This window comes from Clostridium rectalis (genome assembly GCF_900626095.1).
Classification (GTDB): Bacteria; Bacillota; Clostridia; order Clostridiales; family Clostridiaceae; genus Clostridium_AS; species Clostridium_AS rectalis.
The window spans coordinates 43,507-66,186 of sequence record NZ_UYZZ01000010.1; the positions used below are offsets into that span (position 1 = coordinate 43,507).

Annotated in this window: 16 protein-coding genes and 1 other annotated feature; of the genes, 15 read left to right on the forward strand and 1 reads right to left on the reverse strand. The window is 28.7% G+C overall.

The genetic code is table 11. From position 1 onward, the window contains the following. The first annotated feature begins 222 nt into the window (after positions 1–222). The 4 genes from EJL03_RS13970 to EJL03_RS13985 all read left to right on the forward strand — a co-directional run bounded on the left by EJL03_RS13970 (position 223) and on the right by EJL03_RS13985 (position 5,562). Complete coding sequence (locus EJL03_RS13970; RefSeq protein WP_125154589.1) at positions 223–2,337, forward strand: anaerobic ribonucleoside triphosphate reductase; 2,115 nt, start codon at positions 223–225, stop codon at positions 2,335–2,337. A 6-nt stretch (positions 2,338–2,343) separates the two neighbouring features. After that, positions 2,344–2,853 carry an anaerobic ribonucleoside-triphosphate reductase activating protein gene (gene nrdG, locus EJL03_RS13975; RefSeq protein ID WP_423243355.1) on the forward strand — a complete coding sequence of 170 codons (510 nt, stop codon included), beginning with the start codon at positions 2,344–2,346 and terminating at the stop codon, positions 2,851–2,853. A 72-nt stretch (positions 2,854–2,925) separates the two neighbouring features. Further along, positions 2,926–5,121, forward strand: coding sequence for a Mur ligase family protein (locus EJL03_RS13980; RefSeq protein ID WP_125154591.1), 2,196 nt, complete (start codon positions 2,926–2,928; stop codon positions 5,119–5,121). A gap of 75 nt (positions 5,122–5,196) precedes the next feature. Continuing rightward, entirely contained in the window at positions 5,197–5,562 is a 366-nt protein-coding gene (locus tag EJL03_RS13985; RefSeq protein ID WP_125154592.1) for an ArsR/SmtB family transcription factor, read from the forward strand. A gap of 23 nt (positions 5,563–5,585) precedes the next feature. On the opposite strand, the gene EJL03_RS13990 is transcribed toward EJL03_RS13985, so the two are convergent. Further along, the gene (locus EJL03_RS13990) at positions 5,586–6,227 is read right to left on the reverse strand and encodes an MBL fold metallo-hydrolase (protein WP_125154593.1); all 642 of its coding nucleotides are present in this window, start codon (positions 6,225–6,227) and stop codon (positions 5,586–5,588) included. Between the two features lie 286 nt (positions 6,228–6,513). On the opposite strand from EJL03_RS13990, the gene murI reads away from it, so the two are divergent. From murI to EJL03_RS14040, 11 genes are all read left to right on the forward strand, one after another. After that, complete coding sequence (murI, locus tag EJL03_RS13995) at positions 6,514–7,302, forward strand: glutamate racemase (protein WP_164509107.1); 789 nt, start codon at positions 6,514–6,516, stop codon at positions 7,300–7,302. 216 nt (positions 7,303–7,518) lie between these two features. Continuing rightward, on the forward strand, positions 7,519–7,851 hold the full coding sequence (locus EJL03_RS14000) for a DUF3870 domain-containing protein (protein ID WP_125154595.1): 333 nt from the start codon (positions 7,519–7,521) through the stop codon (positions 7,849–7,851). A 256-nt stretch (positions 7,852–8,107) separates the two neighbouring features. Next, positions 8,108–8,325, forward strand: a binding site (T-box leader). A gap of 128 nt (positions 8,326–8,453) precedes the next feature. Next, complete coding sequence (ileS, locus tag EJL03_RS14005) at positions 8,454–11,558, forward strand: isoleucine--tRNA ligase (protein WP_125154596.1); 3,105 nt, start codon at positions 8,454–8,456, stop codon at positions 11,556–11,558. A gap of 190 nt (positions 11,559–11,748) precedes the next feature. Then, complete coding sequence (locus tag EJL03_RS14010; RefSeq protein WP_125154597.1) at positions 11,749–12,750, forward strand: LacI family DNA-binding transcriptional regulator; 1,002 nt, start codon at positions 11,749–11,751, stop codon at positions 12,748–12,750. Between the two features lie 215 nt (positions 12,751–12,965). Next, the gene (locus EJL03_RS14015; protein WP_164509108.1) at positions 12,966–16,991 is read left to right on the forward strand and encodes an AAA domain-containing protein; all 4,026 of its coding nucleotides are present in this window, start codon (positions 12,966–12,968) and stop codon (positions 16,989–16,991) included. 70 nt (positions 16,992–17,061) lie between these two features. After that, positions 17,062–17,139 (forward strand): MgtC/SapB family protein, encoded by a 78-nt coding sequence (locus EJL03_RS16655; protein ID WP_279222087.1) that lies wholly within the window; start codon positions 17,062–17,064, stop codon positions 17,137–17,139. 161 nt (positions 17,140–17,300) lie between these two features. Next, entirely contained in the window at positions 17,301–17,708 is a 408-nt protein-coding gene (locus EJL03_RS16660; RefSeq protein ID WP_279222088.1) for an MgtC/SapB family protein, read from the forward strand. Between the two features lie 323 nt (positions 17,709–18,031). Beyond that, positions 18,032–18,736 carry an MIP/aquaporin family protein gene (locus EJL03_RS14025; protein WP_125154599.1) on the forward strand — a complete coding sequence of 235 codons (705 nt, stop codon included), beginning with the start codon at positions 18,032–18,034 and terminating at the stop codon, positions 18,734–18,736. Between the two features lie 77 nt (positions 18,737–18,813). Next, entirely contained in the window at positions 18,814–20,031 is a 1,218-nt protein-coding gene (locus EJL03_RS14030; protein ID WP_125154626.1) for a sensor histidine kinase, read from the forward strand. A gap of 14 nt (positions 20,032–20,045) precedes the next feature. Beyond that, a complete protein-coding gene (locus tag EJL03_RS14035) occupies positions 20,046–20,780 on the forward strand; it encodes a response regulator transcription factor (RefSeq protein ID WP_125154600.1) in 735 nt (244 codons plus the stop codon). Positions 20,781–21,014: 234 nt separating this feature from the next. Beyond that, positions 21,015–22,679, forward strand: a complete 1,665-nt coding sequence (locus EJL03_RS14040) for a propanediol/glycerol family dehydratase large subunit (protein ID WP_125154601.1) — start codon at positions 21,015–21,017, stop codon at positions 22,677–22,679. Position 22,680 lies beyond the last annotated feature (1 nt).

A 22,680-nucleotide genomic window follows, 5' to 3' on the forward strand; every position in this document is an offset into this window, starting at 1 on the left:
AATGTTTTACATTTATTTACTTTTAATCAAATATAATGTGGATTATAAAGTTTTAAAAAATCAACACAATGATAAATATAAGAAAATGATTAATAGGAAGATAATTAAAACTAAATCAGTATATTATAAGATTAATGTTAATTTTAAAATTGATTAAATTAGCATGGATATAGTATAATGTCATGGTGCTATACAATATATAGTAGTTAGGGGGAAATAATAATGCTACATGTTGTAAAAAGAGATGGAAGGAAAGTTGCCTTTAATTCTAGTAAAATTACTAATGCTATAAAGGGCGCATCTGATGAGATAGGATATATATTAAAAGAAAGTGAAGTTATAGATTTAACTCAAAAGATATTAACTAAACTTGAAGATATTAATTCAGAGGAGATTTCAGTAGAGAGTATTCAAAATATAGTTCAAGATACTCTTTTATATAATGACTATAAGGAGATAGGAATAGCATATTCAAATTATAGAAATGAGAGAACAAAAATAAGAGATATTAAATCAGACTTAATGAAAGCAATAGAGAAAATAGGAGTAGAGACTGATAGGGACAATGCAAATGTAGGGAATAATTTTTCATCTAAGCTGTTAAGAATTGCAAGTGAATCAAATAAATGGCATAATCTCGGAGTGATGCCAAAACACTTAGCAAAGGCTCATGAAAATGGAGATTTATATTATCATGATTTAGATAGTTATAATTTAACCACTAATTGTTTACATATACCAACTAAGGAAATTTTAACTAATGGATTTAATACTGGATATGGCTATATAAGACCTCCAAAAAGAATAGAATCTGCATGTGAATTATCATGTATCTTACTACAATCCACTCAGAACGATATGTTTGGAGGACAATCACATCCTGATTTTGATAATGATATGGCATCTTTTGTAGAACCTACAAGAAGAGAAATTAGACATGAGTTAGAAGAGTTAGGTATAGAAGAAGAGATTGTAAAAGAGCAAGTTGAAAAGAGATTGAAAAAAAATATTAGCCAAGCTATGCAAGGAATAGTTTACAATTTAAATACAATGCATTCTAGAGCTGGATCTCAAGTGCCTTTTAGTTCAATAAATATTGGAATACCTTATACTAAAGATGCAGCATTGGTATGTGAAATATTTTTAAAGGAATATGAAAAAGGATTAGGAAAAGGAGAACAACCAATATTCCCCAATATAATATTTAGGGTAAAAGAGGGTGTAAATAAAAATCCTAAGGATCCTTATTATTATTTGTTTGATTTAGCCTGCAAAGTAGCAAGTAAAAGAATGAATCCTACATTTATGAATATAGATTCAGATTTTAATTTGGAATACTATAAAAAAGGATATATGCCAGCTACTATGGGATGTAGAACTAGAGTTCAATCTAATATAAATGGAGAACCTACTGTAAAAGGAAGAGGAAATATAGCCCCAACTACTGTAAATTTACCAAGATTAGGTATAGTAGCTAAAGGAGATATAAATAAGTTTTTCTCATTACTAGAAAATAGATTAAATTTAGCTAAAAAATCTTTGCTTCATAGATATGAAATTTTAAAAAGATTAAGAGTTAAAGATGTACCCTTTGTTGCAGGACAAAAACTTATGAAAGGTTCTGAGGGTCTTAAGGCGGAAGATACTATAGAACCAATATTAAAACAGGGTACATGGGCAATAGGATTTATAGGACTAGCAGAAACATTAATAGCCTTAACAGGGAAACATCATGGTGAGGACGAGGCCGCTAGAGAGTTAGGGTTAAAGATAATTCAATTTATAAGAGGTTTTACTGATAAGATAACGGAAGAAACTCAATTAAATTGGTCGTGTTATGCTACACCTGCAGAAGGATTAAGCGGAAAATTTATTTTACAGGATAAAAAGATATTTGGAAATATAAAAGGAGTAACAGATAAAGATTATTATACTAATAGTTATCATGTACCTGTAGGATTTCAAATATCCATAAAGGATAAAATAAATATAGAAGCTCCATATCATAAGATTTGTAATGGCGGGCATATTTCTTATATAGAATTAGACGATTATCCTACAAAGGATGTAATAATGGATATATTAAATTATGCATATACAAGTACTAATATAAATTATATAGGTATTAATTTTCATATAAAATATTGTAGAGATTGTGGAACTTATCTTCAGATGAATGAAGATTTATGTGGACATTGTGGTAGTGATAATATACAAGGTATATCAAGAGTTACAGGATATTTAAGTTTAGATGAAAGATTTGGTCCGGGTAAGTTGGCAGAAAAAAAAGATAGAATTTCTCATACAAATGCAAAAGCATTTTATGAAGTGGGATAATTTATGATGAGAAAACTTCAAATTGCTGGTTTTTTAGATAATTCTCTTGTTAATGGAAGTGGGCTAAGATCCGTAGTTTTTGTAGCAGGTTGTAGACATAATTGCAAGGGTTGTCATAACTTAGCTATGCAGGATTTTAAATATGGAGATAATGTGAATATAAAGGATGTATTTTTTAGAATTAAAAAAAATATTCCATTAATAAAGGGAGTAACATTTTCTGGTGGTGAACCTTTTGAACAAGCGAACGGGTTAAAAAATTTGGCCACTATGATAAAAGGTGAAAAGTTAAATATATGGTGTTACACAGGATATACCTTTGAATATATATTAAAGAACTTAAAAGCAAATGATGGTTGGGAAGGCCTTTTATATAGCATAGATGTTTTAGTAGATGGAAGGTTTGACATTAATAAAATGAAAGATGCTATAAAATATACCGGATCTTCGAATCAAAGGATTATAGATGTAAAAGAAAGCATTAAAAAGAATAAGGTAATTATTTTAAAAACATAGAATTAAATTAGTGTATAATTTTACTACAATATCAAAAACTTATATTTATAATGAGTTTTAGGTGGTGAAATTATGCACATTTTTTTTGCTAAATATTATGAAGGAAACAATATAAAATATAAGAAAAAGCTTGTAAAGTTGGGCTTTAAAGATAGTAATATAGGTGAAGTAGAAGAATTTATAAATAGATATCTTAAGGTTTATTCATATTTAGGTTGCGAACAAAAACTTATAGATATAGAGATTGAGGAAGGCATTATTTATGTATGGCTTACTTATGAGGATGAGGAAGTTACTAACTATATAATTTATAACTTAATAGATAAGAAAGTTAATGAAACTTTTATTTGTAAGAACATAAAAAAGTTTTATAAAGGAGGTTTTATTCATAAATTAATAAAACAAATTCGAATAAATGGTATACCATGCATAAAATTAAGTAATGATATATATCAAGTAGGATATGGTAAAAATTCTATTATTATCAGTAATGAGTATCAAAGTTATGAAAATATGGGAAAATCAATTCAATTTAGGAATAGAAGAGTTTTATTTGATTGTTTAAAATATAATAAATTTCTAACTGTAAATGCCCTATATATTTATGATTTAACTCAATTGGAAGATGTAAAATTTGAAAGTGAAACATATGTAGTAAGTAATCATAAAAGTGACAATATAAACATTATTTGTAAAAATAAAGATGAGATAAAAAGGGTATGTAAAAATGTAATACAGATGTATGGATGTGCTATAGTATATGGAGGAAAAAAGAGTTATAAAGTATTAAGTTATCGTGGAAAAAAAGTTATAGTCTATTTAAAAAATAATGATTCATATAAAAAGATAATGGATGAGAAAATACTGTATCCTATTAGAGGAATAATAGAAAAATTATATAAATCTTTTAAGATAGAATTTTTTTATATAGATATTTTTGAGGACGTAGACAAAAAATTGAGGATAATGGATATGGGAAATATTTTTGATATAAGTGGTGTTTTATTAGAATTAGAGGATGAAGCTATAAAACTTATTGGAGAAAGCTTAAAGGAAAGGATAAAATCCATACCTATAATCACAGTAACGGGAACAAATGGGAAAACTACTACTTGTAGAATTATTTATAATATTATGTGCAAGCTAGGATATAATTGTGGTTTAGCATCTACTGAGGGGATATATATTAGGAGTAAAAAAATAAAATCTGGTGATACAACTGGATTTCTTAGTGCTAGGGAGTTACTTACTAACAGTGAAGTAGATTCTTGCGTGTTAGAAACTGCTAGAGGTGGTATTTCAAGAAATGGTTTAGGCTATGAAAATTCAAAAGTTGCTGTAATTACATCTATATCTGAAGATCATATAGGTATGGAAGGAACTAAGACATTTCAGGATTTAATTAAAGTTAAAGGAGTAGTTTTAGAAGAATTAGATCAGGATGGTTTAAGGGTTATTAAAGGAGATAAAGTACTAGAAAATTTTTTTGTGAATGGTATTAAAAATACATGTATTTTTAATATTGAAAAAAACCAATTTATAAAATCTCATTTAAAAAAAGGTGGCGATGCTTTATACATTGAAAATAATTTTATAGTTTATGTGCTTAATGGTAAGAGGATTAAATTAATAGACATAAGTAAAAATGAATTTACCCATTATGGAAAATCTAAAAGTAATATAATGAATTTAATGGCAGCATTAGCGGCGGTATATAAAGTACACAAAAATTTTAAGGATATAGTTATGGCAATTGATAGTATAACTTGTGATTTAAAATATAATCCTGGCAGACAAAATATTTTTAAAATTAAAGACTATTATTTAATAATAGATTATGGGCATAATAGGGAGGCATTTATAGAGAATTTTCAAATAGCCAAAGCGTTAAAACCGGTTAAACTAACTTCTATTATAACTGGACCTGGTGATAGGATGAATAAGTATATAAAAGAGCTTGGGGAAGTGGCGGCTAATTATAGTGATTATATAATTATAAGAGAACAGAAGGATTTACGGGGAAGAAATAAAGGTGAGGTTGCAAACTTAATAAAAAAAGGGGTGATAAATAAGGGATTCAGTGAAAGAAACATAGAGGTTATATATAAAGAAGAGGAAGCTATAGTATATGCCATGAGAAAAGCTGTAAGTAACGAAGTTATAGTACTATTTACACAATGTTTAGATGTAATTATACCTGCAATAAATAAATATTTGAGGGAAATAGGGGAAGAAGAATTAGGGAAAGGCTTGGATTTTTCACATTAAATTAAGAAAGTTGAACAAATTTTTTAAAGAATATATAATAACATATAAAGATACTTTGAAACTTGAGGTGAAAAAATGAAAAAATCCCATGAAATAGAGTTGTGTAATTGTTGTGAGGTCCACGAAAATTGTGTAAATTGTGTCAAAAAAGATATGTTAGATAATGAAATTTTTACAAATCTATCTGAGCTATTTAAAGTGTTAGGTGATTATACTAGAATTAAAATAATATATGCATTATTTAAAAAAGAACTTTGTGTTTGTGATATTGCAGAGGTTTTGGAAATGAGTCAATCATCTATATCTCATCAATTGAGAATTTTGAAAGCTGCTAGATTAGTGAAATTCAGGAAAGAGGGAAAGGCTGTATTTTATTCCCTAGATGATGAACATATAAATAATATATTTAATGCTGGATTAGAACACGTAGAGCATAAATAATAGCATAGTTTTAGGCTATGTTATTATTTATAATCTAAAATTTTTACTTTGTTTGACATATCAGATATATCTCCAGTTATTTTTATATAGTTATTATTTATTTTATCAGCATTTTTTATGTATGATAAAAACATATCTAAACCATCTAAAGGGAAACTTAAGTTAGGGGTTTTATAGTGCATTGGTATAATAATATGACTATTTATAAGTTTGGATAATTGAAAGGCTTCCTTTCCATCTAAAGTGTAATTGCCGCCTACAGGTATAAATAGTATATCGATATTTCCAAGTTTTGAAACTTCTTCTTTTGATAAAACAAATCCCAAGTCCCCCAAATGGCATAGCCTATAACCATCCATATGGAAAATAAATATAATATTATCACCACGCTTTGTTCCTTGAACCTTATCGTGATAGGATGGGATACCTAATATAGGAATATCGCATATATTAAATAATCCTGCTCTACTTAATATGTTATTATCAGCTACCATTATATCCTTTGTAAAATTATGATCAAAATGATGATGGCTTATTGTAACCAAATCTACCTTCCCTTTAAAGGTTTCATATCCTATGGAGGCATTAAAGGGATCCGTTAAAATACTTTTTCCATGAGAATCTGTTATAAGGAATGAAGAATGTCCGAGCCATTTTATTTCCAAAAAATCACCTCATATAATTTTTAGTAAGATTAGTATATGCAAAAGTAGCAAGTATTATATAAAATAATGGGAAAATTTTTATTGGGAGTTTAAAAGAGAAATATGTTGACATATGTAATATCATTTGTTACAATATTCTCAAAAGAGGAGTTAAAAAATAATATTTACTGTTTGTTATATTGGTATACAAAAGGACATACTGTATTTGTATACAGAGATATAATAAAGCCGGTTTTCTTTACAAATTAGGAAAATCGGCTTATATTTTTTGTGGAGGATGATGAATATGATAACTAAAAACAGTGCTATTGGAGTATTAGATTCAGGGGTAGGTGGATTAACTACAGTTAAGGAGCTACAAAACTTATTACCAAAGGAGAATATTATATACTTTGGAGACAATAAAAATGTACCATATGGCAATAAAAGTAAGGAAGAGATTATAAAGCTAACAAGAAACATGATAGAGTTTTTAATAGACAATAATGTAAAAATTATAGCAGTAGCTTGTAATACAATATCAACAATAATAGACTATGTAAGTATGGATTATGATGTAGAAATAATCAAGGTAATAGATCCTGTGGTTTATAATATAAAAAATACTTTAAAAAAGGATAAGGTTGGTTTAATAGCAACTAACTTCACAGTTAAAAGTGGGTATTATGATAAGATGCTAGGGGATATAAAAGTATATGGCAAAGGATTAAGTAATCTAGCAGGAATGATAGATAGTGGTAGTGTAACAAGGGAGGAAGTTATTGAAGAAATAAAGCCAAGTATGGATGAAATTATAACTACAGGGGGAGTAGATACGGTAGTACTTGGATGTACCCATTATCCTATAGTAAAGCATATATTTGAGGAAATATATCCAAATACTAATTTTATAAACCCAGCATTACAACAGGCAGAAGCTATAAAAAAGTATTTGGAAAAGAATAATTTATTAAAAGATAATGATGATAAGAATTCATTTAAAATATATACTAGTGGAGATATTAATCAGTATAAGAATATAATTAATTTATTAGATCTTAAAGATCCAGATGTACTTATACAATATAATAAGTAATATTTTAAATTGTGTGAAAACAATATGAATATATGACTTTTAAAACCATCTTAGTTCAGAAAATTTTTAAAAATGAAACTTGCTGTCTCTTAAATTTAATTTTAGATTTAATTTTAAATAATAAGTATTTTGAATAAAGTAAGTAGATATTTGAAAAGGTTGTAGTGTATAATCTATATTGTAAGAGTAAAGAAATATTTAAGAGGTGGTATCGACATGCAGTACAATAAAAACACATTATATATAACCGGTATATCACGGTCTAACAGTGTTGATCCTATAACTATAATGTATAATAGTTTTTTTATAGGAATAATAATAGAGGAAGAAACAAACAAAATTGTAGATATAACATCTAACACTATTAGTAACGCAACTACGGAATTTATTAAATCTATATTAGTTGGGTACAATCTTGTAAAGGATTTAGATTCTATGATTCAAGAAATTCAGCATAGATTTTTGGGCACAGCGCAAAAGGCTTTAATCGTAGCATTAAAGGATGCCCATAACAAATACATTATTGAGTTAAAGAGAAAAGGTAGATAAAATATAGTTAATAAATAAAAGCTTTATTTATTATAGGAAAAATTTTAAAGATTAATGAAATCCATTACACTTATAAAAATTTAATATTTTAAAATGGCAATAAGGGAATTAAATTTTTATAATAAATTTAGAATTAAATAAGCTAGGCGTATAAGGGTTTACAATTAAAATATAAGTAATAATAAGAGTTATAAAAATTAATTTGACAACAAAAAATCCTTATACTATAATATAGTAAAATTAAAGGAAAATCTAATAAAAAGCGGTGAAGAGGAAAAGTATTTAAGAATAAACTTTTAAGAGAGTAGCGGGTGGTGAGAAGCTATAGGTGAATACTTAAAGAAAATCACCTCGGAGTTGAATGCTGAACTTGTAGTAAGTATATCCGTAATCCTGCGTTAAAGGATAGGGCATAATTGTGTTTGAAAAATTTTACCATAGGTGGTATAACGAAGATATGACTTCGTCCTAATAGGGCGGAGTTTTTTTATTTATAAAAAATATTTATTATAAAAAATATTTATTATAAGTAATATTTATTTTAAAAAAATGGTTATTAAATAATCTTTATGATAAAAATACTTATTAGGAGGGAGTTACATATGTATAAAAAAATAGAAAACTCAAGAAGTTTTGTGCAGATGGAAAGAGAAGTATTAAATTACTGGGAAGATAATAACATAGTAGAAAAAAACTTTGACTTGAATAAGGGTGGAAAATATTTCACTTTTTATGATGGACCCCCAACAGCAAACGGAAAACCTCATGTAGGTCATGTTCTTACAAGAGTTATAAAGGATTTAGTACCAAGATATAAGGTAATGAAAGGATATAGAGTTTTAAGAAAAGCTGGATGGGATACCCATGGTTTACCGGTGGAACTTGAAATAGAAAAGAAATTAGGTATTTCGGGAAAACAAGAAATAGAAAAATATGGGGTAGAAAAATTTATAAAAGAATGTAAAGAATCTGTATTTACCTATTCAACTATGTGGAAAGACATGTCAGAAAAATTAGGGTTTTGGGTTGATATGGATACGCCTTATGTAACTTACCATAATAATTACATAGAATCAGTATGGTGGGCATTAAAAAGTATGTGGGATAAAGAACTTTTATATAAAGGACATAAAGTAATTCCTTATTGCCCTAGATGTGGAACATCTCTTTCATCACATGAAGTTGCTCAAGGATATAAGGATGTAAAAGAAGCTACGGCTTTCGTAAAGTTTAAAGTAAAAGATGAAGAAAACAAATATATACTTGCTTGGACGACAACTCCTTGGACATTGCCAAGTAACGTAGCGTTAGCGGTAAACAAAGCGTATGATTATGTAGAAGTGGTAAGTAATGGAGAACATTTAATTCTTGCTAAGGAACTTTTAAATGTTTTAGATGGAGAATATGAAATAGCAAAGGAATTAAAAGGAGAAGACTTAATAGGATTACAGTATGAGCAGTTATTTAAATTCTATACTCCAAAAGAAAAAGCTTTCTATATAGTACATGGAGATTTTGTTACTTTATCAGACGGTACAGGAATAGTTCACTTGGCGCCAGCTTATGGTGAAGATGATAATATAGTTTGTAAAAAGCAGGGTCTGCCATTAATAAATTTAGTTGATGGAGAAGGAAAGTTTGTTGAATGTGTGGAGCCTTTTAAAGGATTGTTTGTGAAGAAAGCTGATAGTAAAATATTAGAATACATGAAAAAGGAAGGCAGTCTTTATAAATCAGAAAAGTTTACTCACTCATATCCTCATTGCTGGAGATGTGATACCCCACTTTTATATTATCCAAAGGATAGTTGGTTTGTAAAAATGACATCCTTAAGGGATAAACTTTTAGAAAATAACAATAAGGTTAATTGGTATCCTGATAATATAAGAACTGGAAGGTTCGGAAAGTTTTTAGAAAATGTTATTGACTGGGGTATTTCAAGGGATAGATATTGGGGAACACCACTTCCAATTTGGGAGTGTGATTGTGGTCATAAAGAATGTATAGGAAGTATTAAAGAACTTAAAGAAAAGGGAATAAATGTACCAGAAAATATAGAACTTCATAAACCATATATTGATAAAGTACATTTAAAATGTTCACACTGTGGAAAAGAGATGACAAGAACAGGAGAGGTTATCGATTGTTGGTTTGACTCAGGATCAATGCCTTTTGCACAGCATCACTACCCATTTGAGAATAAAGAAGTGTTTGAAGCAAATTTCCCTGCTCAATTTATTTCAGAGGCAGTGGATCAAACTAGAGGTTGGTTTTACACATTAATGGCCATATCAACATCATTATTTGATACAAACCCATTTGAAAATTGTATAGTTTTAGGTCATGTATTGGATAAACGTGGGCTTAAAATGTCAAAACATAAAGGAAATGTAGTAGATCCGTTTGAAATATTGGATAAGGTTGGGGCGGATGCTTGTAGATGGCACTTTTATACTGCTAGTGCACCATGGCTTCCAACAAGATTTTCCGTTGAGGATGTAGAAGAAACTCAAAGAAAGTTTTTAAGTACTTTATGGAATGTATATTCATTCTATGTTCTTTATGCAGAATTAGATAATTTTAATCCGTTAGATTATAAAGAATTTGTTAGCAAAAATGTAATGGATAAGTGGATTATTTCAAGATTAAATACATTAATTAAAGATGTAGAGAATCATATGGATGGATATAGAATTACTCAGGCAGCATTAGCTATAGAGGAATTTGTAGATGATTTATCTAACTGGTATGTAAGAAGAAATAGATCAAGATTTTGGAGTGAAACATTAACAGATGATAAAATTGGAGCGTATGTAACACTTTATAAAGTGTTGACTACTTTATCACTTGTAACATCACCATTTATACCATTCATGGCTGATGACATATATAGTAATTTAGTTAAATCTTTAGATGAGTCAGCTGTTGAAAGTGTTCATTTATGTAAGTGGCCTGAATACGATGAAAATTTATTTAATCCGGAATTAGAAAGAGAAATGCAAGAAGCTATTAAGATAGTTAGACTAGGTAGAAGCTCAAGAAACGGTGCAAATATAAAGAACAGACAGCCACTTTCAAAAATGCTTGTGAATTCAAAATCACTACCGGAATATTATGGAGATATTATAAAAGAAGAGCTTAATATAAAAGAAGTTATGTTTGGTGCAGATTTATCAAAATATGTTAATTTTGATATTAAACCAAATTTACCTGTATTAGGGAAAGTTTATGGTAGACATATTCCTGCTATAAGAAAAGAAATTGCATCTATGGACCAAATGGATCTTGCGCAAAAGATTCAAAGGGGAGATAGTGTAACTATTAATGTTGCAAATCAAGATATTCAATTAAATAATGAAAACTTGCTTGTGACAATGCAGGGTCTTGAGGGTTTTGCATTTGCAGGAGAAGGAGAAATTGGAGTTGTACTTGATACTGCGTTAACTAAAGAATTAAAAGAAGAAGGTCATGTAAGGGAAATATTAAGCAAGATTCAAAATATGAGAAAAGAGAATGGATTTGAAGTTGCAGATAAAATAAAATTGTTTGTTTCAGGAAACGATATGCTTGAAGGTATAGTTCGTAAATTTGAGGATACTATTAAAAAAGAAACTCTTTCTGTAGAAGTTAACTATAATGAAGAAAGAGATTATACACAGTGTAAAATTAATGGAGAAGAATTTAAAATCACTGTTGAATTAGTGTAATAAGTAGATGATGCATAGGTATATTACCTATGCATTATTTTAATAGAAAAAATGGATACATAAAATTTAATAAAATTTAATAAATTGTTAAAAAGTATAGAAATAATATACTTTTTATGAAAATATGGTTGTAATACAATGGTTTTATAAGTATAATTAATGCTAATAAAAGTGTATTAGGAGTGATAATATGGCAGCATCAATTAAAGACGTTGCAAAAGAGGCTGGAGTATCCATAGCTACTGTGTCTAGGGTACTTAATGATGTAGACGTTGTCAACGAAGAAACGAAAAAAAAGGTGTTAGCTGCAATAAAAAAATTAGGATATAGACCTAATATAGTAGCTAGAAGCTTAAAAACACAAAGGACAAGGACTGTGGGTATAATTATACCGGATATTTCAAATCAGTTTTATCCAGAGATAGTTAGAGGAGCAGAGGATGTAGCTAATATATATGACTATAATATAATATTATGTAATACAGATTTAGATGTAGAAAAAGAAACAGAATATATTAAGGTACTAAAAGAAAAAATGGTGGACGGTGTACTTTATATGAGTACATGTCTAGAAAAAACTACTATGGATCTTATTAACGAATTGGAAATGCCAACAGTATTTGCAGAAACTATTGATGAAAATAAAAGTTTCCCTAGTGTTACTATAGATAATAGTCAAGCTGCATTTGATGCAGTACAATACTTGTTAAACAAAGGTAATAAGAACATAGTCTATGTAGGACCTAAAGAGGAAATAGTTAACGCAATATCATTAAGATACAAAGGATATAAAAGGGCATTAGAAAAAAATAATATAGCTATAAACAAAAATTTAATATGTTACTCAGGAATGAAGGCTAGAGACAGTTATTCAAATATGATGGAGTTTATATCAAAGGGCGAAAGATTTGATGCAGTATTTTGTACCAGCGACGAAATGGCAATGGGTGTAATAAATGCTTTGAGGGATAAGAACATAAAAGTCCCAGAAGAAGTAGATGTTATGGGTTTTAATAATGTTTATGAAGCATCTATATTTTATCCTAGACTTACTACTATATCACAGCCAATGTATGATATGGGTTCAGTAGGTATGAGAATGCTTATAAAAATTATAAATAAGGAGCCTATAAATAAAGAACATTATGTTCTTAATTATCAATTAATAGAAAGAGATTCTTGTAAAAAATAGGAAATAATTTGGTAATGATAAAAAAACACAGTGCATACTGTGTTTTTTTTGCTTCTAAATAAAAAATACTGTCATTTGTAAAAAAATAATGTACTACGAAATTTTTGAAAGAGAATATATAGAATGGTATAATTTAACATAAAGATAATATACTAATAAGTTATAACTTTCTACAAGGTTTTAGGCATCTAGTATAAATTTATGGAGGTATGATTATGGAAGCTAGAGATAAGGTTAAAAGGGTGTTTAATTATCTTTTAAGTGTAAAAAGCATGAATGAAAAGGTAATTAATAATATTTCACATTACAATAAAGTCTATACAGAAAGTGAACTATGTAATATTACTGGATGCGTTATAAATAAGAATTTAAATGATGATTGGTGGATAAAGGTAGATAAAAGGGCTAAAAGTTTATACAATTATTTATTTAATCTATACCAGAAAATTGATAATGATGATAAAAATATAGAATTAATATATGGAAATGGTGTAATTAATTATACTAGTGATGGGGAAAATATAAATCATCCTGTATTTACTTCTCAGTTAAAAATAAACTTTAATACCAAGGATGGAAAAATATACTTAAAACAAATGGGTAATATGAATATAGAATTAAATTTTTTAGAAAATATAAATAGTGGCAGTTTCAATAAGATTTTAAAATTAAAGGATAAAGTTAAAGAGTTTAATATAAAAGAAGAAGAAAATTTAAATAAGTATTACAAAGAAATAATAGATGGAATCAATATTCCTATTATTAATAAAAATAGGATAAAAGTGAATAATAGGTGCATGATTATTGAGAGAAGAAAAGATACTAGTATGTGGAAAGAGGAAATTAAAAATACTATTAAAGAGATAGATAAAGGGATTCCTATACCCAAAACTATAGAAGCATTGGTGTCGGAGAATATAAATGTATACGAGGATGATATATGGGATGATATGAGAGATAATTTATTATTTCCATTGCCGTCTAATGGGGAACAAAGAGAAATAGGAAGAAAAATTTGTGATAATTTCGGGGTTGTTGTACAAGGTCCTCCAGGAACAGGTAAGAGTCATACTATAGCTAATTTAATATGTAATTTATTAGCTCATGGTAAGAAAGTTTTAGTAACAAGTGAAACTGATAGGGCTTTAAAGGTGTTAAATAATAAAATACCTGATGAAATCAAGTCTTTGTGTATGAGTGTAATAGGAAATGACGCGGGGGCATTTAAGAACCTGGAGGATAATGTTAGAAAAATAACAGAAAACTTATCTTTAAATCCTGAGGATTTGGAGATAGAAGTTACTCTTTTAAAAAAACAATTGGAAGACTGTAAAAATTATCAAAAGACATTATTAAAACAACTGAGGGATATAAATTATATGGAGAATAAGACTATTAACTATTGTGGACAAAGTTATAAGTTAATCCATATAGCAAAATGGCTAAGGGATAATGAGAAAGATTATTCTTGGATTGAAGACAAGATAAAGCCTAATAGTAAAGCACCCATTTCTAATGAAGAGTTTAATCAGTTAATAAATTATGTAAGATCTACAAATAAGGAGGATAAAGACAAAATAAGAAATGTAGAAGCTGTAATTGATAAGATTCCTTCTTATGAAGAAATTGCAGATAATATAAAAATATTTAAGCAATTAGAAACAAAATATAATATCAGTATTAAACAACTAGAGGGATGGAATATATATGATAATACTAGATTTCAGTATGAAAAATTAGTAAATATAGTAGAATATGCTGAGAAAAAAATAGAAGATATAAACTCTAATGGGTTTAGTAAGGTAATGCTTGACTACCATAGAAGTAATATAATAAGACAAGCTATACGCTCTTTATTATTAAAGTGGAATACTTACATAAAGAGGCTTGCTGTTATTAATAAAGAATTGAATGACCATAACTTAGATATACCTGAAAATATTAATTCAGATAAATTTGAAAGGGATTTTAGTTCTGTTTATTCGGAAATCAATAAAAATGGTAAAGTAAGTAAATTATTTACTATTTTCCATAAAGATTATGAATATATTTTTAGAGATTGTAAAATAGATTATAAACCTTTACAAAGTTTATCACAAGCAATAACTTTAAAAATTTATCTAGAGGCTAAGTCTATAGAGAGAAATATATTGGATCTTTGGAATAATACTATGAGAAACTATGAAAATCTCCTTATAGATAAAAATAAATCTAATTCTTTATTAATTATAGAAGAATATATGAAGTGTTTAGATAGTATTAGTAAATGGAATGAAGAGGTAAAAAACAAAATATGCAAAGTCTTTGGAAAAATACAGTATCCTATGGATATTAACTGGTATAGTAAAGATTCATTTGCATATATAAAAGGATGTGCGGATTCTATAAATACTGTATATAAATATAAGAATAAGAAGGCATATCTGCAATCAATAAAAAGTTTACTTTACCCTATAAAAGAACTTAGAGTTGTTTGTAATGCAATGGATAATTTTGATTTAATTAAGTTAAAAGAAAGCTTTTTAGAGGTAGACAGATTAAAGAATATGAAAAAAGAATGGGATAGAATTTTTTTAATTTTGTTTAAGCTTCAAAATTTATGTCCTAATTTAGCAGGAAAGATAGTAGAGGGTAAGGTAAATAAATTACAGAATTGGAATAGGGCGTGGAGATGGAAAGAATGGGATTGTATGCTCAAGGAACTAGAAAATGTAAATGAAGATCAATTAGAAGAAAAGCTAGAAAATGAAAAGGAGAAAGAAAAGGAACTTATTAAGCAGATAATATATAAAAAAACTTGGCATAATCAAATTTTAAAAACTTCAGAAAGCCAAAAAAGGAGTTTGTTTTCATGGCTTCAGGCAGTAAAAAGGATAGGAAAGGGCACAGGGAAATTTGTACCAGAGTATATAAAATTAGCTCAAAAAGAGTTAGAGAATTGCAAAGATTTTATTCCTGTTTGGATAATGCCTATTAATAAAGTTATAGAGAATATAAAACTTTCCGCTAATAATTTTGACGTGGTTATAATAGATGAAAGTAGCCAAAGTAATATATTTGGTATAAGTGCTTTAATGAGAGCTAAGAAAGCGATTATTGTAGGTGATGATAAACAAATTAGTCCAGAAGCTATAGGTGTCGATCAGGATTTAGTAAAAAAGTTAATTAATATGTATTTAGGGGATATACCTAATAGTGAGTGGTTTGATTTACAGACCAGTTTATATGATACGGCGTTAAGGGTATTTCCTAATAGAGTGATGTTAAAGGAACATTTTAGATGTGTACCAGAAATAATCCAGTTTAGCAATAGAATGTGCTATTCTAAAGAGATAATACCATTGAGGTATGCATATAAATTTGAAAGGTTTAATCCTTGTATTATGCCAATTAAAATTCAAGATGGAACTAGGGAAGGGGGAAGGCCCATTAATTTAAAAGAGGCTGAGGAAATAGTAGATACAATAGAGAGGTGTTGTAAAGATAAAAGGTATGATAACATGACAATGGGGGTTATATCTTTACTTGGAGAACCTCAATCAGAATGTATACTTAAGCTATTGAAGGAGAGAATTGGAGAGAGGGAAATAGTTAAAAGAAAGCTAGTTTGTGGAGATGCATATTCTTTTCAAGGTGATGAAAGAGATGTAATGTTCTTATCTATGGTGATAGCTGATAATGTAAAGTTTACAGCTCTTACTAAGGATTCAGACATTAGAAGGTTTAATGTTGCAGCCAGTAGGGCTAAGAATCAAATGTGGTTATTTTATTCTGTAGATTTAGAAAGCCTAAGTAAGGAATGCGTTAGGTATTCTTTGTTGGAATACTGTTTAAACTATAAAAATTATAATAATAAGAGTAAAAATGTAGATTATGTATTTTACTCAGATTTTCAAAGGGACGTTTATAAGGCTCTTAAGAACAATGATTTTAATCCATTACCTAATGTAAGTATAGGCAATTATAAAATTGATTTTATTGTAGAAGGTGTTAAAAACAGAGCAGCTATAATATGTGAGGAACCAAGAGAAAATCAAGTATTAAGTTTTGATGAAAGCTATAATGCACAGCTTAAATTAAAACAATCTGGTTGGGAAGTTATAAGGATTAGAGGAATAAAGTTTTATAGAGATTCGGAAGACACAATGAATAAAGTATTTTTTAAATTAAAGTGCAAAAGAGTATCTTACACTATGAAAAAGTATGGAAAATCAAATTCTAAAGGGCTAAGAGCGGTATAAAGTAAATAGGGAGTTAGATATGTAACCAAAAGAGGTAAGACTAATATTTTCTGTCATTGTAGGTGGAGCTATAGGATATGAGAGGAAATTTAAAAATAGACCAGCTGGGTTTAGAACTCATATGTTGGTTTGCTTAGGTGAACTATAGTTTCTATGATACAATTATACGATTTTTATACAACGGTTGAATTTCTTAAAAACAATCCTACCCTAAGTAATTCTATAAAAACAGATATAGGAACATTGGGATCATAGGTTATAAGTGGGGTAGGTTTTTTAGGGACAAGGACAATAATTGATGAAAGGGGAATAGTTACAGGATTAACTACAGCAGCTAGCCTTTGGGGAATAGCATGTATAGGTTTAGCTGTAGGAATGGGATATTATACACTAAGCATTTTAGTTAGTGTTCAAGTATTTATTATACTTGTTATATTAAAAAAAATTGAATGGAAATTTATTGATAGAGGCAAATTAATGCAGCTGGAAATAGAGTGTTTAAAAAGAGATAACATACTTGATAAAATATCAGAATATTTAACGGAAAGAAATACTAGGGTGAAAATCATAGAATTTACCCACATATTAGAGGAGGTGGAAATTAAAAGGCATGAAAAAAGTTTATATAGTATTATAGTACCTAGAGATTTTAGTATATTAGATGTATTAAAAGGTATGAATAGTTTTGTAAATATTATAAGGGTAAAAATTATATAGAAATAGGTGTTTTGTTAATCAAAACACCTATTTTTATATGATGAAATTATTATATAAAAATTCTGTTTTAGAAAAATTAAGAAAACAATAAAACAAATGACGATATTTGTTGACGATTGACTAATTATAGTTTAAAATTAGAAAAATAAATAATACTTAATAAAATAGTACAAATTAGAATTAAGACGAATTTATATAAAAACGTTTTGATTCATTTTTTTATTTAATTTTAATTGTTAAATATTTAATTTTGTTTGGAGGTGTTACTAGGCAAATTAAATCTATTGAAATAATAAATATAATCATATTAGGAGGAAAAAAAGATGACAACTTTTTTGGCAGAACTTTTAGGAACAATGATTCTAGTAATATTAGGTGATGGAGTAGTTGCTAATGTGGTACTTAATAAAACTAAAGGAGAAAATTCAGGGTGGATAGTTATAACAACCGGTTGGGCATTGGCTGTAAGTATCCCTGTGTTTATATTTGGAACAATTAGTGGAGCTCATTTTAACCCAGCAGTTACATTAGGTTTAGCTACTATAGGTAAGTTTCAGTGGACTAACGTGCCTGTGTATATTGCAGCACAGTTAATAGGTGGATTTTTTGGAGCGGTAATTGTTTGGATATTTTACTTACCACATTTTAAGGCGACAGAAGATAAGGGGGCAAAATTAGGAGTATTTTGTACGGGACCGGCTATTAAAAATACAGTTTCAAATTTTGTATCAGAATTTATAGGAACATTTATTTTGGTATTTGGAATTTTAGGGGTTGGAAATACTAAAATGGTAGATGGAATATCCCCAATAGTAGTGGGACTTATTGTTTGGTCAGTGGGATTAACATTAGGTGGAACCACCGGTTATGCTATAAACCCAGCTAGGGATTTTGGACCAAGATTAGCACATTATTTGTTACCTATACATGGAAAAGGAGATTCGGATTGGGGTTATGCATGGATACCAGTTGTGGCACCTATTTTGGGAGGAATAGTAGCTGCACTTGTATTCTCTACAATATTTTAGAATATACTAACTTAGTAATACTTAAAAGCATAGGGAGCCCTATGCTTTTATAGAATAATTGTAGGAGGGGAACTGTGTTGGAAGGTTTAAAGCATTTAAAGGATTATATTGATATAGAAATGTTTCAAAAAATTCAGGATGATATTGCAGCGGCTACGGGATTAGGTATTATTACATGCGATTACAAAGGAAGGCCTGTAACAAAACATAGTAAATGTGCAGAATTTTGTGAGGCTATAAGAAAAATAAAAGGTTATAAGGAATTATGTGAAAAATGTGATTCTAGAGGAGGTCTAGAGGCAGTAAGAACAGGTAATCCATATATATATAGATGCCATAAGGGATTAGTTGATTTTGCCGTGCCTATTATTATAGAAGATCAGTATTTAGGAGCAGTTATGGCGGGACAAATTTTAACAGAAGAAAAAGAACTTGAGAAGTTAGAAATAATGGTACAAAATGTTGGGAATTTAGAGTTGAAAAATGAACTCTTAACTTTATACAATAAAATACCAGTAATTCAATTTGAAAAAATAGAAGCTATAGCTCAAATGATGTTTCATATAAGTAATTATATAGTTGGAGAAGCAGCACTAAAAATGGCTCAAATGGAATTAAATGAAAAAAGCATTAAATTCATAGAATACGAAAAAACTCAGGTAGAACTTGAAAAAGAGCTGAAGGCATCACAACTAAAAACACTACAATCTCAAGTTAATCCGCATTTTTTATTTAATATATTAAATACTATTTCATCTTTAGCACTAATGGAAAATGCCCCTAAGACTCGTGAAGTGGTATGTGATTTATCAGATATGCTAAGATATACTTTAAAAAAAGTAGATCAAATAGTAACTTTTCAAGATGAGATTAGATATAGTACATCATATTTAACATTACAGAAAATTAGATTTGGAGATAGACTAGATTTTTCTTTTGATATAGGAGAAGGGTGCAAAAAAATTAAAATACCATTTATGATATTACAACCCTTTATAGAAAATTCTGTTATTCATGGATTAGAATTAAAAGAAAATGGTGGTACAGTAAAGGTTATAGCATGGGAAACTAAAGAAAATTTAGTAATAAATATTATAGATAATGGACTAGGAATACCACCATATAAGTTAAAGGACATTAACAAAGTTATGGAGTATAAAGAAATAGAAGGAATAGGAATTAATAATGTGAGACAACGAATGAGATATTATTATGGTGATAATTATTCAATTGATATAAAAAGTAGAATAAATTCAGGAACTGAAGTGAGTATTATATTACCTAAACACCTTTAAAAAGGAGGGAGTTTTTGTATAAAATATTATTAGTAGATGATGAATGGTTAGAGATAGAAGCGTTAAAGATAATTTTAAAAAATCAGGGAGAAGATATAAAAATTATTGGGGAGGCGTCTAATGGAAAGGAAGCTTGTAAGTTATCGGAAAAGTTAAAACCAGATATTATATTTATGGATTTACTGATGCCGGTAATGGATGGAATTGCTGCAGCAGAAATTATAAAAAACAAAAATGAAAGTATAAGAATAGTTATGCTTACTGCATATGAAGAGTTTGCTTTAATACATAAAGCTTTGTCTATTGGAGTAAATGATTATCTTTTAAAGCCAATTAAGGATTTGGAGCTATTAAATTCTCTTCAAGTGCAAATTAATAGCATAAAAAATGAAAAAAATAAGTTTAATAAATTAAATAAAGCGTTATTACCTGTGTTGGAATATATAAACGAAAATCATGGGGAAGACATTACCTTAGAAAAGGCAGCAAGCATATCTAATTTAAGTATATATTACTTTAGTAAATTGTTTAAAAAAGAAATGGGAATGACTTTTATAACTTATGTTACTAAATTCAAAATAGGAAGAGCAAAGGAGCTATTAAAAAATACTGATGTACCAATAGTTCAAATAGCTTCCCAGCTAGGATATTATGAATGTGGTTATTTCACAAAAGTTTTTAAAAAGATAGAAGGTATAACGCCTAGTGAGTATAGAAATCACGTTAAAAAAAATTTACCTAATTTTTAATTAAATTGGGTAAATTTTTTTTGTTAATTATGAGATTAAAAAAATAATTTAGGACAAAATAGTATAGAAGAAAAAGTGTACAAAAAAATACAACAAAAAAACACAAAAATACAACAAAATAATTTGATAATGTTTTAACAATAGTATAGTAATATTTACTCATAGACTTAAAAATAATAGAGCGAAATATAGTAATAATTAAATATAAAATACAAAGTCGAGGAGGAATAATAAGTGAGATCAAAGAGGTTCCAAGTTTTATCAGAGCGTGCAGTAAATAAAGATGGATTTATAGGAGAATGGCCAGAAGAAGGTTTAATTGCAATGGAAAGCCCTAATGATCCTAAGCCAAGTATAAAAATTGAGAAGGGTTTAGTTGTAGAACTTGATGGTAAAAAAAGAGAAGAATTTGATATGATTGATAGATTTATAGCTGATTACGGAATTAAACTTGATAATGCAGAAAAAGCTATGTCTTTAGATTCATTACAAATAAGTAAAATGTTAGTAGATGTTAATGTGGATAGAGATACTATAGTGGATATAACAACTTCAATAACACCAGCTAAAATAGTTGAAGTAGTTGGACATATGAATGTGGTAGAAATGATGATGGCACTTCAAAAAATGAGAGCAAGAAAAACTCCTTCAAATCAGTGTCATATAACAAATCTTAAAGATAACCCAGTTCAAATAGCAGCAGATGCGGCGGAAGCAGCAGTAAGAGGATTTTCTGAAATGGAGACAACGGTAGGAATAGTAAGATATGCCCCATTTAATGCATTATCATTACTTGTTGGATCGCAAGTTGGACGTGGTGGAATACTAACTCAGTGTTCTGTAGAAGAGGCTACAGAATTAGAGCTTGGAATGAGAGGACTTACAAGTTATGCGGAAACTGTTTCAGTTTATGGAACAGAGCCGGTATTTACCGACGGAGATGATACTCCATGGTCTAAAGCATTTTTAGCATCAGCATACGCTTCAAGAGGACTTAAAATGAGATTTACCTCAGGTAGTGGTTCGGAAGCATTAATGGGATATGCAGAAGGTAAATCAATGCTTTATTTAGAGGCTAGATGTATATATATTACCAAAGGTGCTGGTGTACAGGGATTACAAAATGGTGCTGTTAGTTGTATAGGTATGCCAGGTTCACTTCCATCTGGAATAAGAGCAGTGCTTGCGGAGAATTTAATTACAACTATGCTTGATATAGAAGTAGCATCAGCTAACGACCAGACATTTTCCCATTCAGATATTAGAAGAACAGCTAGAACTTTAATGCAAATGCTTCCAGGAACAGATTTTATATTCTCTGGATATAGTGCAGTTCCAAATTATGACAATATGTTTGCAGGGTCAAATTTTGATGCAGAAGATTTTGATGATTATAACGTACTTCAGAGAGACTTGATGGTAGATGGAGGTTTAAAACCAGTATCAGAAGATGAAATAATCAAAATAAGAAATAAGGCTGCAAAAGCAATACAGATAGTATTTAAGGGATTAGGGCTTCCAGCAATAACAGATGAGGAAGTTGAAGCCGCCACTTATGCACATGGAAGTAAAGATATGCCTGGAAGAAACGTGGTTGAGGACTTAAAGTCAGCAGAGGAAATGATGAAAAGAGGAGTTACTGGAATAGAAATTGTTAAAGCATTAAGTGAAGGTGGATTTGATGATGTAGCTATGAATGTTCTAAATATGTTAAAACAAAGAATTTCAGGTGATTATTTACACACATCAGCAATATTAGATAATGATTTTAATGTTATCAGTGCTGTTAATGATAGAAATGATTATATGGGACCTGGAACTGGTTATAGATTGAGTAAAGAAAGATGGGAAGAAATTAAAAATATTCCTAATGCTATGAAACCAGAAGATATAGATTAAT

Bases quoted from the DNA above. Each gene is read 5' to 3' on its own strand.
- EJL03_RS13970 (WP_125154589.1), top strand. From the start codon at position 223: ATGCTACATGTTGTAAAAAGAGATGGAAGGAAAGTTGCCTTTAATTCT.
- nrdG (WP_423243355.1), top strand. From the start codon at position 2,344: ATGAGAAAACTTCAAATTGCTGGTTTTTTAGATAATTCTCTTGTTAAT.
- EJL03_RS13980 (WP_125154591.1), top strand. From the start codon at position 2,926: ATGCACATTTTTTTTGCTAAATATTATGAAGGAAACAATATAAAATAT.
- EJL03_RS13985 (WP_125154592.1), top strand. From the start codon at position 5,197: ATGAAAAAATCCCATGAAATAGAGTTGTGTAATTGTTGTGAGGTCCAC.
- murI (WP_164509107.1), top strand. From the start codon at position 6,514: ATGATAACTAAAAACAGTGCTATTGGAGTATTAGATTCAGGGGTAGGT.
- EJL03_RS14000 (WP_125154595.1), top strand. From the start codon at position 7,519: ATGCAGTACAATAAAAACACATTATATATAACCGGTATATCACGGTCT.
- ileS (WP_125154596.1), top strand. From the start codon at position 8,454: ATGTATAAAAAAATAGAAAACTCAAGAAGTTTTGTGCAGATGGAAAGA.
- EJL03_RS14010 (WP_125154597.1), top strand. From the start codon at position 11,749: ATGGCAGCATCAATTAAAGACGTTGCAAAAGAGGCTGGAGTATCCATA.
- EJL03_RS14015 (WP_164509108.1), top strand. From the start codon at position 12,966: ATGGAAGCTAGAGATAAGGTTAAAAGGGTGTTTAATTATCTTTTAAGT.
- EJL03_RS14025 (WP_125154599.1), top strand. From the start codon at position 18,032: ATGACAACTTTTTTGGCAGAACTTTTAGGAACAATGATTCTAGTAATA.